This is a genomic window from Mycobacterium sp. NTMscope_Eco_3 (assembly GCF_976985685.1).
The window spans coordinates 5583793-5596981 of the sequence record NZ_CDRJYZ010000001.1 but is presented as its reverse complement, the minus strand read 5'-3'; the positions used below and the strand labels follow the sequence as shown (position 1 = coordinate 5596981).

Below are 13189 nucleotides of genomic sequence, written 5' to 3'. Positions count from 1 at the left end.
CGGCTGATGAGCACCGAGACCACGCCTCAAACGGGGCCGCACACCGCGGAAGAACTAGCATCTAGCACCGTGCAAGCCACGGAAGCCAATCACCGGATCGCCCGGCTGATTGCTTCCGTCGCCGGGCTGCTCGGCGTGCTGCTGGCGATCGCCACCCCGCTGCTGCCGGTCGACCAGACCACCGCCCAGCTGAATTGGCCCCAGAACGGCACCTTCGGCAGCGTCGAGGCGCCCCTGATCGGCTATGTGGCCACCGATCTGAACATCACCGTCCCGTGCCAGGCCGCCGCCGGGCTGACCGGTGGGGGCAACGCCGGCAAGACGGTGTTGCTGTCGACGGTGCCCAAGCAGGCGCCCAAGGCCGTCGACCGCGGTCTGCTGATCGTGCGGGCCAACGACGAGCTGGTGCTGGTGGTGCGCAACGTCCCGGTGGTGAGCGCCCCGCTGAGCCAGGTGCTCGGCCCGGCCTGCCAGCGGCTGACGTTCACCGCGCACGCCGATCGGGTCACCGCCGAGTTCGTCGGGCTGACCCAGGGACCCAACAGCGAGCATCCCGGCTCGCCGCTGCGCGGCGAGAAGAGCGGCTACGACTTCCGGCCGCAGATCGTCGGCGTCTTCACCGATCTGAGCGGACCGACGCCCCCCGGGCTGAGCTTCTCGGCGACCGTCGACACCCGCTACAGCAGCAGCCCCACCCCGCTGAAGATGGCGGCGATGATCCTGGGGCTGGTGCTGACCGCCGCCTCCCTGGTCGCGCTGCACCGGCTCGACACCGCCGACGGCACCCGGCACCGCCGCTTCCTGCCCGCGCGCTGGTGGTCGCTCGGCGGGCTGGACGCCCTGGTCATCGCGGTGCTGGTGTGGTGGCATTTCGTCGGCGCCAACACCTCCGACGACGGCTACATCCTGACCATGGCCCGGGTGTCCGAGCACGCCGGCTACATGGCCAACTACTACCGCTGGTTCGGCACGCCCGAGGCCCCCTTCGGCTGGTACTACGACCTGCTGGCGCTGTGGGCTCATGTGAGCACCACCAGCATCTGGATGCGGTTGCCGACCCTGGTGATGGCGCTGACGTGCTGGTGGGTGATCAGCCGGGAGGTCATGCCCCGCCTGGGTCATGCGGTCAAGCAGAACCGCGCGGCGGCCTGGACCGCGGCGGGCACGTTCCTGGCCGTCTGGCTCCCGCTCGACAACGGTTTGCGTCCCGAGCCGATCATCGCCCTGGGCATCTTGCTGACGTGGTGTTCGGTGGAGCGCGCGGTGGCCACCAGCCGGCTGCTGCCGGTGGCGATCGCGTGCATCATCGGGGCGCTGACCCTGTTCTCCGGGCCGACGGGCATCGCCTCGATCGGCGCCCTGCTGGTCGCGATCGGGCCGCTGCGCACCATCCTGCACCGCAGGATCAAGCGGTTCGGCGCGCTACCGCTGGCGCTGCCGTTGCTGGCCGCGGTCACCGTCACCGCCATCCTGATCTTCCGCGACCAAACGCTGGCCGGTGAGGTCCAGGCCACCATGCTCAAGCGCGCCGTCGGCCCCAGCCTGAGTTGGTTCGACGAACACATCCGCTACGAGCGGCTGTTCATGGCCAGCCCCGACGGGTCGGTGGCCCGCCGCTTCGCCGTGCTCGCGCTGGTGCTCGCGCTCGGGGTCACGGTCGCAATGTCGTTGCGCAAGGGCCGAATTCCGGGCACCGCCGCCGGGCCGAGCCGCCGCATCGTCGGGATCAGCATCATCTCCTTCGTCGCGATGATGTTCACCCCCACCAAGTGGACCCACCACTTCGGCGTGTTCGCCGGACTGGCCGGGCCGCTGGGCGCGCTGGCCGCGGTCGCGGTGACGGCGGTGGCCATGCGGTCGCGGCGCAACCGCACCGTGTACGCGGCCGTGGTGTTGTTCTTGGTGGCGCTGTCCTTCGCCAGCGTCAACGGCTGGTGGTACGTCTCGAATTTCGGTGTGCCGTGGTCGAATGCGTTCCCGGCGTGGCATTACGCCTTCGCTACCGCGCTGCTCGGGCTGACCGTGGTGGTGCTGCTGCTGGCCGCATGGTTCCACTTCGTCGCCCCCGAGAACGGGCCGGCCAAGACCCGACTGGGCGCGCGCGTGGCGGGAATCATCCAGTCCCCGTTGGCAATTGCGACGTGGGTGCTGGTGGTGTTCGAGGTGGCGTCGCTGACCCTGGCGATGACCGATCAATATCCGGCGTGGTCGGTCGGTCGCTCCAACCTGCAAGCGCTGACCGGCAAGACGTGCGGACTGGCCGAGGACGTGCTGGTGGAGCAGGACCCTAACGCGGGCATGCTGTCGCCGGTGGGCGCCTCGGCGGCCGACGCCCTCGGGGCCGGCCTGTCGGAAGCCTTCACGCCCAACGGAATTCCCGCCGATGTCCGCGCCGACCCGGTGATGGAACGGCCGGGTGACCGCAGCTTCGTCAACGACGAGGAGAAGACCGGCAGCAACCAGGCGGGCACCGAGGGCGGCACCACCCCCGCGCCGGGAATCAACGGATCGTCGGCCCAGCTGCCCTTCAGCCTCGACCCCGCGCGCACACCGGTGCTCGGCAGCTGGCGTGCGGGCATCCAGATTCCCGCGCACCTGCGGTCCGGCTGGTATCGGCTGCCCGCGCGCGACCAGGCCGGACCGCTGCTGGTGGTGAGCGCGTCCGGGCGCTTCGACCCGCGCGAGGTCCAGGTGCAGTGGGCCACCGACGAGCAGGCGGCCAGCGGGCGTCCCGGCGGCTCGTTCCAATTCGCCGACGTGGGCGCGTCCCCGGCCTGGCGCAACCTGCGCCTGGCGCTCTCGGCAATCCCGCGTAACGCCACCCAGATTCGGTTGGTCGCCGACGACGAGGACCTGGCGCCACAGCACTGGATCGCGCTGACACCGCCGCGCATCCCGCGGCTGCGCACGCTGCAGGACGTGGTGGGCTCCGCCGACCCGGTGTTCTTGGACTGGCTCGTCGGGCTGGCGTTCCCGTGTCAGCGACCGTTCGGCCACCAGAACGGCGTCGACGAGACACCGAAATGGCGCATCCTGCCCGACCGGTTCGGCGCCGAGGCCAACTCGCCCGTGATGGACAACAACGGCGGCGGCCCGCTGGGCGTAACCGAGCTGCTGGCGAAGGCGACCACGATGGCCACCTATTTGAAGGACGACTGGTCCCGCGACTGGGGCTCGCTGCAGCGGTTGACGCCGTATTACCCCGGCGCGCAACCCGCCGACCTGCTCCTGGGGACGGCGACGCGCAGCGGCCTGTGGAACCCGGCGCCGCTGCGCAAGACCTAGATCCCGCGCGAGCACGGCCCTTGAGCGGCACCATCGGTAAGTCTATGCTTACGGTTCGTGAGCACTTACCAAACCGCTGACGCGTGGCTGGCGTTGGCGGACGGGACGCGGCGGGCGATCGTGGAACGGCTCGCGCACGGCCCGTCGGCGGTCGGTGAGTTGGCGCGCGACCTGCCGGTCAGCAGACCCGCCGTGTCGCAACACCTCAAGGTGCTCAAGTCCGCCGGGCTGGTGCGCGACCGGGCCGCGGGAACCCGCCGCGTCTATCAGCTCGACCCCACCGGTCTCGAGGCGCTCCGCGCCGACCTCGACCGGTTCTGGACCCAAGCGCTCGCCGGCTATGCGCGGACCATCGACGAGACCAACGAAGGATCGACATGACACCCCAGCGGACGCCCAACGTCACCCACCACGTCGTCGTCAACGCCGCCATCGAGCGCGCGTTCACGGTCTTCACCCAGCAATTCGGCGCGTTCAAGCCGCGCGAGCACAACCTGCTCGCCGTCCCGATCGCCGAGACCGTGTTCGAGCCCCGCGTGGGCGGCCACATCTACGACCGCGGCGTGGACGGCAGCGTCTGCCGGTGGGCGCGCATCCTGGCCTACGAGCCGCCGCATCGCGTGGTGTTCAGCTGGGACATCGGCCCGACGTGGCAGCTGGAAGCCGACCCGGCCAAGACCAGCGAGGTCGAAGTCCGCTTCACCGCGCAGGCCGACCAGCGCACCCGGGTGGACGTCGAACACCGCCATCTCGACCGCCACGGGCCGGGCTGGCCCTCGGTGGCCGACGGTGTCGACGGCGACGCGGGCTGGCCGCTCTACCTGGGCCGCTACGCCGACCTGTTGAGCGGCGGTGACCCGCGATGACCGCCGACCTGATGCCCATGGCCCGCGCCGAGCGGGCGGACCTGGCCGACTTCCTGGCCACGCTTGAGCCGCAGGACTGGGAGGCGCCCAGCCTGTGCACGCGGTGGAGCGTGAAAGACGTTGTCGCGCATGTGATCAGCTACGAGGAGCTCGGCCCCCTGGGGCTGCTGAAACGCTTTGCGAAGGGCCGGGTGGTGCGGGCCAACCAGGTGGGCGTCGACGAATTCGCGAAACTGACCCCGCAACAATTGCTGGAATTCCTGCGCGGCCACCTCCAACCACGCGGCCTGACAGCGGGTTTCGGGGGGATGATCGCGCTCGTCGACGGCACCATCCATCACCAGGACATCCGCCGCGCGCTGGACCGGCCGCGCGAGGTGCCGCCCGAGCGGCTCGCGCGGATCCTTCCCCTGGTGCCGGGCAACCCCAGGCTCGGCGCGGGACGACGGATCAGGGGTCTGCGCCTGCGCGCCACCGACCTCGAGTGGACGCACGGCGACGGGCCCGAAGTGACCGGCCCCGGCGAGGCGCTACTCATGGCGATGTCCGGGCGCCCGGCCGCACTCGCCGACCTCGGCGGACCCGGGCACGCGACGCTGGCGGACCGGCTCGGCGGATAACGATTCGCGGCCCCGCGTCCCGATGGCGCAAAGCCGCGTCGCTTACGATCGAGCCTCGTGCCCCACGACCGTAATGAGCGATCGCAGCGGATCCCACGATCGGTGGCCGCGGTCGCGGGAGTCGTGGGTCTGTTCCTGTGTCTTCTCGTCCCGGTGCTCCCGGCGACGCAGACCACGGCGACGGTGCTGTGGCCGCAGGGCACCGTGGACGGGCACGTCAGCCAGATCACCGCGCCCCTGGTGTCGGGGGCCCCGCGCGCGCTGGACATCTCCATTCCCTGCCCGGACATCGCCACCCTGCCCGCCAACGGGGGTTTGGTGGTCTCGACCCTGCCGCCCGGCGGGATGGACGCCGGCAAGAACGGGCTGTTCGTGCGGGCCAACAAGGACGTGGTCGTCGTGGCGTTCCGCGACACCGTCGCGGCGGTGGCGCAGCGCTCGGCCATCGCCGCCGGGGCCTGCACCGTGCTGCACGCCTGGGCCGGCGTCGGGGCGGCCGGCGCCGAATTCGTCGGCATACCCGGCGCCTCCGGGGTCCTGCCGGCCGAGAAGAAGCCACAGGTCGGCGGAATCTTCACCGACCTGAAGGTGCCGGCCGGGCCCGGGCTGTCGGCCCGGGTCGACATCGACACCCGATTCATCACCGCGCCCACCGCCGTCAAGAAGATCGTGATGGTGCTGGGCCTGCTCTCCGTGCTGACGGCCGTCATCGCGCTCGCGGTGCTGGACCGCCGCAGCCGCGGCGGCGGCACGCTGCTCAACTGGCGCTCCCCCATCGCCTGGCTCTCCAGGTACCGGCCCGGCACCCACCTGGGCAACTGGCGGCGCGTCGGGCTGGCGACCTGGATCGCCGACGCCGGGGTGATCGCGACCCTGTTGCTGTGGCACGTCATCGGCGCCACCACCTCGGACGACGGCTACAACCTGACCATCGCCCGCGTCGCCCCCCGCGCCGGTTACGTCGCCAACTACTACCGCTACTTCGGCACCACCGACGCCCCCTTCGACTGGTATCTCGGGGTGCTGTCCAAGCTCGCCTCGGTGAGCACGGCCGGCGTCTGGATGCGGCTACCCGCCACCCTGGCCGGGATCGGCTGCTGGATGATCATCAGCCATTGGATGCTGCGCCGGCTGGGCCCCGGCCGGGGCGGCCTCGCGGCCAACCGCGTCGCCGTCTTCACCGCGGGCGCGGTGTTCGTCGCGGCCTGGCTGCCGTTCAACAACGGGCTGCGGCCCGAACCGCTGATCGCCCTCGGGGTCCTGATCACTTGGATGCTGGTGGAACGCGCGATCGCGCTGCGCCGGCTCGCCCCGGCGGCGGTGGCCATCGTCGTGGCGCTGCTGAGCGCGACGCTGGCGCCGCAGGGATTGATCGCCGTCGCCGCCCTGCTGACCGGGGCCCGGGCCGTCGCCCAGACGATCCGGCGCCGCCGGGCAACCGACGGACTGCTGGCTCCGCTGGCGGTACTCGGGGCGTCGCTCTCGGTGATCCTCGTGGTGGTGTTCCGCAGCCAGACGCTGGCCACGGTGCTGGAGTCGGCCCGCATCAAATACAAGGTCGGGCCGACGATCGCCTGGTACCAGGACTGGCTGCGCTATTACTTCCTCACCGTCGAGTCCAACCCCGACGGGTCGATGGCGCGGCGGTTCGCGGTGCTGATCCTGCTGCTGTGCCTGTTCGGGATGCTCGTCATCCTGCTGCGCCGCGGCCACGTGCCCGGCGTGGCCAGCGGCCCGGCCTGGCGGCTGATCGGCACCACGGCGATCGGCCTGCTGCTCGTGACGTTCACCCCGACGAAGTGGGCGATTCAGTTCGGCGCCTTCGCGGGACTGGCCGGGGCGCTGGGCGCGGTCACCGCGTTCGCCTGCTCGCGGATCGGCCTGCACAACCGCCGCAACCTGACGCTGTACGTGACGGCGCTGCTGTTCGTGCTGGCCTGGGCCACCTCGGGCATCAACGGCTGGTTCTACGTCGGCAACTACGGGGTGCCGTGGTACGACATCCAACCGGTCATCGCCAGCCACCCGGTGACCTCGATGTTCCTGACGCTGTCGATCATCACCGGGCTGCTGGCCGCCTGGCAGCACTTCCGGATGGACTACGCCGGGCACACCGAGGTCAAGGACAACCGGCGCAACCGCGTCCTGGCGTCGACCCCGCTGCTGGTGGTCGCGACCATCATGGTCGTCGGCGAGGTCGCCTCGCTGACCAAGGGCGCGGTGTTCCGCTACCCGCTCTACACCACCGGCAAGGCCAACCTCGCCGCGATCAGCTCGGGGCTGTCCCCCAGCAGCTGCGCGATGGCCGACGACGTGCTGGCCGAACCCGACCCCAACGCCGGCATGTTGCCGCCGGCTCCGGGCCAGACCTTCGGCCCCGACGGTCCGCTCGGCGGCGTGAATCCGGTGGGCTTCAAACCCGAAGGCGTGGGCGAGGATCTGCAATCCGACCCGGTAGTGACCAAGCCGGGGCTGGTCAACTCCGACGCCTCCCCGAACAAGCCCAACGTCGCCTACAGCGATTCCGCGGGCACCGCCGGCGGCAAGGGCCCGGTCGGGGTCAACGGCTCCCACGCGGCGCTGCCGTTCGGGCTGGACCCGGCCCGCACCCCGGTGATGGGCAGCTACGGCGAAAACTCGCTGGCCGCCACGGCCACCTCGGCCTGGTACCAGCTGCCCGCCCGTACCGCCGACCGGCCGTTGGTGGTGGTCTCCGCCGCCGGCGCGATCTGGTCCTACAAAGAGGACGGCACCTTCACCTACGGCCAATCCCTGAAGCTGCAATGGGGCGTCACCCGCCCGGACGGCACCACCCAGCCGCTGGCCGAGGTGCAACCGATCGACATCGGCCCCCAGCCGGCATGGCGCAACCTGCGCTTCCCACTGACCTGGGCGCCGCCGGAGGCGAACGTGGCGCGCATCGTCGCCTACGACCCGAACCTGAGCTCCGACCAATGGTTCGCGTTCACACCGCCGCGGGTGCCGGTGCTGGAAACCCTGCAGCAGCTGGTCGGGTCGCAGACGCCGGTGTTGATGGACATCGCGACCGCGGCCAACTTCCCGTGCCAGCGGCCGTTCGCCGAACACCTTGGCGTTGCCGAACTTCCGGGGTACCGCATCCTTCCCGACCGCAAGCAGACGGCGGCGTCGTCGAACCTGTGGCAGTCCAGCGAGGCGGGCGGGCCGTTCCTGTTCGCCCAGGCGTTGCTGCGCACCTCGACGATCTCGACGTACCTGCGCGGCGACTGGTATCGCGACTGGGGATCCGTGGAGCAGTACTTCCGGTTGGTGCCGGCTGATCAAGCGCCGGACGCCGTGATCGAACAGGGTGTGATGACAGTGCACGGCTGGAGCCGGCAGGGACCGATTCGGGCACTGCCATGAGCGCGCCGAGGATGCGCGACGACGTGCGAATGACGCGCTGGGTGGCGACGATTGCCGGCCTGATCGGGTTCGTGCTGTCCGTCGCCACCCCGCTGCTGCCCGTCGTGCAGACCACCGCGGCGCTGAACTGGCCCCAGAACGGACAGCTGAACAGCGTTACGGCCCCGCTGATTTCGCTGACCCCGGTCGACATGACCGCCACCGTGCCCTGCGCGCTGGTGCGCGACCTGCCGCCCGAAGGCGGGGTGATCCTGGGCACCGGGCCCAAGAAGGGCAAGGACGCCGCGCTCAACGCGCTGTTCGTCGTCGTCAACGGCAAGCGCGTCGACGTCACCGACCGCAATGTGGTGATCGCCAGCGTGTCTCGGGAGCAGGCAAGCTCTGACCAATGCCAGCGCATCGAGATCACTTCGACAAAAGCCGGCACCTTCGCCGCCTTTGTCGGACTCAATGATTCGGCGGGCAGACCGATCGGCGGCGGATTTCCCGACCCGAACCTGCGCCCACAGATCGTCGGGGTGTTCACCGACCTGAGCGGCCCGGCGCCGGCCGGGTTGAAGCTGTCGGCGACCATCGACACCCGGTTCTCCACCACCCCAACCACTTTGAAGCTGGTCGCGATGGTGGCGGCGATCGTGGCGACCATCGTTGCGCTGGTCGCGTTGTGGCGACTCGACCAGCTGGATGGACGTCGGATGCGCCGGCTCATTCCGGCGAACTGGCGCACGTTCACGCTCGCCGATGTCGCGGTGATCTTCGGGTTCGTGCTCTGGCACGTGATCGGGGCGAACTCGTCCGACGACGGCTACATCCTCGGCATGGCCCGGGTGGCCGACCGCGCCGGCTACATGTCGAACTACTTCCGCTGGTTCGGCAGCCCCGAGGACCCGTTCGGCTGGTACTACAACCTCCTGGCGCTGATGACCCACGTCAGCGACGCCAGCCTGTGGATGCGGTTGCCGGACCTGGTCGCCGGAATTGTGTGCTGGCTGTTGCTTTCCCGTGAGGTGCTGCCGCGACTGGGGCCCGCGGTGGCCGCCAGCAAGCCGGCGAACTGGGCGGCGGGCATGGTGTTGCTGACGGCGTGGATGCCGTTCGACAACGGCCTGCGTCCCGAACCGATCATCGCGCTCGGCTCGCTGGTCACCTACGTCCTGATCGAACGCTCCATGCGGTACAGCCGGCTGACTCCCGCGGCGCTGGCGGTCATCACCGCCGCCTTCACGCTCGGTGTGCAGCCCACCGGCCTGATCGCGGTGGCCGCGTTGGTCGCCGGTGGCCGTCCGATCCTGCGCATCTTGGTCCGCCGTCATCGCCTGGTGGGCACGTGGCCTCTGGTGGCGCCCATGCTGGCCGCCGGCACGGTCATCCTGACCGTCGTGTTCGCCGACCAAACGCTGCGGGCGGTGTTGGAAGCCACCAGGATTCGGACCGCGATCGGGCCCAGCCAGGCGTGGTACACGGAGAACCTGCGCTACTACTATCTGATCCTGCCCACCGTCGACGGCTCGCTGTCGCGCCGGTTCGGCTTTTTCATCACCGCGCTGTGCCTGTTCACGGCCGTGTTCATCATGTTGCGGCGCAAGCGCGTTCCCGGTGTGGCCCGCGGCCCGGCGTGGCGGCTGATGGGCGTCATCTTCGGCACCATGTTCTTCCTGATGTTCACGCCCACCAAGTGGGTGCACCACTTCGGCCTGTTCGCCGCGGTGGGGGCGGCGATGGCCGCGCTGACCACCGTGCTGGTGTCGCCGGCGGTGCTGCGGTGGTCGCGGAACCGGATGGCGTTCCTGGCGGCGGTGCTGTTCCTGATGGCGCTGTGCTTCGCCACCACCAACGGCTGGTGGTACGTCTCCAGCTACGGCGTCCCGTTCAACAGCACCATGCCGAAGATCGGCGGAATCTCGGTCAGCACAATGTTTTTCGCATTGTTCGTGCTCGCCGTGCTGTACGCGATCTGGTTGCATTTCGCGGCGCGCAGCCACGGGGAGGGCCGGCTGGCCCGGGCGCTGACGGCCGCGCCGGTGCCCATCGCGGCGGGATTCATGGCGCTGGTGTTCATCGCGTCGATGGTGGCCGGCATCGTGCGCCAGTACCCGACCTACTCAAACGCCTGGGACAACTTGCGCGAGTTCAGCGGGGGCTGCGGGCTGGCCGACGACGTCCTCGTCGAGCCGGACAGCAACGTCGGCTATATGGCGCCGCTACCCGGCAACTACGGACCGTTGGGGCCGCTGGGCGGTGAGCACCCGGTGGGATTCAGCCCGAACGGGGTGCCCGAACACATTGTCGCGGAGGCGGTTCGGATCACCCCGAACCAACCCGGGACCGACTACGACTGGGACGCACCGACCAGGCTGAGCGCGCCGGGCGTCAACGGTTCGAAGGTGCCGCTGCCCTACGGCCTCGATCCCGATCGGGTTCCGCTGGCCGGCAGCTACACCACCGCGGCGCAACAGGAGAGCAGGCTCACCTCGGCGTGGTACCGGTTGCCCAAACCCGATGCCGGCCATCCGCTCGTGGTGGTGTCCGCCGCCGGAAAGATCGCCGGCAACAGCGTGCTGCACCACCACACCGACGGGCAGACCGTGGTCCTCGAGTACGGCCGGCCCGGGCCCGCGGGTGACGCCGGAGCCGGCATCGTGCCCGCCGGGCGGCTGGTGCCCTACGACCTGAACGGCGAGCAGCCGAAGGCCTGGCGCAACCTGCGGTTCGCCCGCTCCGACATGCCCGCGGACGCGATCGCCGTGCGGGTGGTGGCCGAGGACCTGTCCCTGACGCCGGAGGACTGGATCGCGGTGACCCCGCCGCGGGTGCCGGAGATGCGCTCGCTGCAGGAGTACGTCGGCTCGACGCAGCCGGTGCTGATGGACTGGGCGGTCGGATTGGCCTTCCCCTGCCAGCAGCCGATGCTGCACGTCAACGGCGTCACCGAGATCCCCAAATTCCGCATCACGCCGGACTACACGGCCAAGAAGATGGACACCGACACCTGGGAAGACGGCACCAACGGCGGGCTGCTGGGTATCACGGATCTGCTGCTGCGGGCCCACGTGATGTCGACGTACCTGTCCCACGACTGGGGCCGCGACTGGGGGTCGCTGCGCAAGTTCGACACCATCGCCGACGCGCATCCCGCGCAGCTCGATCTGGGCACCGCGACCCGCACCGGATGGTGGTCGCCGGGCCAGATCCGCATCAAGCCTTAACCGCGGCGCAAAAGGTTATTGTCGGCGACGTTAAATGGCGTGCCGCGGCAGTTTTTCATTGGTCGAATAGCCCACCGAATTAACGCCCGAGTAATTGTCGACCGAGGGTTTGAATCGGCCAATTGCGGGACAATACTCATTCCGTATGTGATCCAGTTCACACTACGGAAAAGGGTGGCCCCCATGGACACGCTGACACGGCTGAAAACCTGCGCCACCGCGGCCACGGTGCTGGTCTGGCCGGCCGCGACGTTCGCCATCGGCACGGCGGACGCCGAAGGCGCCGGCACCACCGTGGTTTTCGACGCCAAACTTCGGCGTTGCGATTTCAGTTTGGTGAGTTTCGCGGTGCAGCAGCCCCACCCGTCGCTGGGGACGGGTTACGCCGTCGTCCACACGGCCGGGTCGAGGGTGGTCGCGGACGTCCATTTGGTGGACGCGCCGGAGCCCGGTACCCATTTCGACGTGGGGCTGATCCAGGTGCCCCGCCCGGCCTCCGCCACGTGCGGGCCCGGCGATCCCGGGACCGCCTTCACCGGCCTGGACACCGACGGCGCGGGCAGTGCGAACGCGACTGTACAAGACAGCGTTCGGCCCGGCACGACCGGCGTTTGGGTGATCATCGAACAACCCAACCCCCACTCGCAGAGCCCGGCGGAGTTCTACACCTCCGAGTTCGTCGTGCCGGTGAGGGCGTAGGTCGGATGAGGGGCGACGGTGTCGGCATCACAACGGGACACGCGGCAGCAGCGAATCGCGGCAGATGACGCCACCGGCGACCTGTCCGCGCTCCGCGGCTCCGCGCTGCCTGCCGAAGCGGTCCCCGAGGAAATCGACACGAGGGCGGCGGTGGCCGAGGCGGCGCTGGAGCGCGGCTCGGCCATGCTCGTGGTGAAGCGGGGTCCCAACGTCGGTTCGACGTTCGTCCTGAACCGGCCCCTGATGACCGCCGGACGCCACCCGGCCAGCGACATCTATCTCGACGACATCACGGTCAGCCGTCGGCATGCCGAAATCCGCAACGAGAACGGCGGATTCCTCCTCGTCGACCTCGGCAGCCTCAACGGCACCTATCGCAACCGTGAACCCGTCGACTCTGCGGTGCTGGCCGACGGCGACGTGCTGCAGGTCGGCAATTTCCGGCTCGTTTTCCTCACCGCCCCGACGCCGTGATCCGACGATGTACACCTCCGAATTCCGGCCCGGCCAAACGATTTTCGCCCAGGGCGATCCGGGCGACCGGCTCTATGTGATCGTCGAAGGCATGGTGAAGATCAGCCTCCGTGGCCCCGCGGGCCGCACCAGCGTGCAGGCGATCCTCGGGCCCACAGACATCTTCGGCGAGCTGGCCGTATTCGACCCCGCCCCGCGCGCGTGCACCGCCACGGCGCTCACGGTCGTGCGGGCGCAGTGGCTGGACCGCGCGGCCCTGCGCGCGACGGTGGCGCGGCGGCCGGCGCTGGCCGAAGAGCTGTTGCGGGCGCTGACCCAGCGGCTGCAGGCCGCCGAACGGCAACTCGTCGAACTGGTTTCCAGCGATGTCGCCGCCCGCGTGGCCCGCCAGCTGTTGACGCTGGCCAGGCGGTTCGGCGCCCGCGAGGGGGTCGCGCTGCGCCTGGCCCACGAACTCAGCCAGGACGAGCTGGCCCAGCTCGTCGGCGCCGACCGGGTATCGGTGAACAAGGCGCTGCGCAGTTTCACGACACGCGGCTGGATCTCGTTGAAAGGCAAAACCGTTCTGATCCTCAACCCAGACGCGCTGGCCCGCCGCGCCGGGGCCGTCGACTGCGCGCTACCGCATGACGATCGGCTCGGCGCGTAGCGTCTC

General features: G+C 69.9%; 9 protein-coding genes. All 9 read left to right on the top strand.

Annotated elements, in window-relative coordinates; translation table 11 throughout:
* Window positions 1-6: 6 nt before the first annotated feature.
* The 9 genes from AC0KTM_RS26055 (at window position 7) to AC0KTM_RS26015 (ending at window position 13183) form a co-directional block, all read left to right on the top strand.
* Window positions 7-3285, top strand: a complete 3279-nt coding sequence (locus AC0KTM_RS26055) for an arabinosyltransferase domain-containing protein (RefSeq protein ID WP_472417079.1) — start codon at window positions 7-9, stop codon at window positions 3283-3285.
* A 57-nt stretch (window positions 3286-3342) separates the two neighbouring features.
* Window positions 3343-3666: an ArsR/SmtB family transcription factor gene (locus AC0KTM_RS26050; protein ID WP_238955555.1), complete on the top strand. Its 324-nt coding sequence runs from the start codon at window positions 3343-3345 to the stop codon at window positions 3664-3666.
* Window positions 3663-4151: an SRPBCC family protein gene (locus AC0KTM_RS26045; protein WP_238955554.1), complete on the top strand. Its 489-nt coding sequence runs from the start codon at window positions 3663-3665 to the stop codon at window positions 4149-4151. Before AC0KTM_RS26050 ends, AC0KTM_RS26045 begins: the two co-directional genes overlap by 4 nt.
* Window positions 4148-4771 carry a maleylpyruvate isomerase family mycothiol-dependent enzyme gene (locus AC0KTM_RS26040; protein ID WP_472417077.1) on the top strand — a complete coding sequence of 208 codons (624 nt, stop codon included), beginning with the start codon at window positions 4148-4150 and terminating at the stop codon, window positions 4769-4771. Before AC0KTM_RS26045 ends, AC0KTM_RS26040 begins: the two co-directional genes overlap by 4 nt.
* Window positions 4772-4828: 57 nt before the next feature.
* Entirely contained in the window at window positions 4829-8155 is a 3327-nt protein-coding gene (locus tag AC0KTM_RS26035; RefSeq protein ID WP_472417075.1) for an arabinosyltransferase domain-containing protein, read from the top strand.
* Window positions 8152-11361: an arabinosyltransferase domain-containing protein gene (locus tag AC0KTM_RS26030; protein WP_472417073.1), complete on the top strand. Its 3210-nt coding sequence runs from the start codon at window positions 8152-8154 to the stop codon at window positions 11359-11361. Before AC0KTM_RS26035 ends, AC0KTM_RS26030 begins: the two co-directional genes overlap by 4 nt.
* A gap of 183 nt (window positions 11362-11544) precedes the next feature.
* A complete protein-coding gene (locus AC0KTM_RS26025) occupies window positions 11545-12060 on the top strand; it encodes a hypothetical protein (RefSeq protein WP_472417071.1) in 516 nt (171 codons plus the stop codon).
* Window positions 12061-12078: 18 nt separating this feature from the next.
* Complete coding sequence (locus AC0KTM_RS26020; RefSeq protein ID WP_472417069.1) at window positions 12079-12534, top strand: FHA domain-containing protein; 456 nt, start codon at window positions 12079-12081, stop codon at window positions 12532-12534.
* Between the two features lie 7 nt (window positions 12535-12541).
* A complete protein-coding gene (locus AC0KTM_RS26015) occupies window positions 12542-13183 on the top strand; it encodes a Crp/Fnr family transcriptional regulator (RefSeq protein ID WP_472417067.1) in 642 nt (213 codons plus the stop codon).
* Window positions 13184-13189 lie beyond the last annotated feature (6 nt).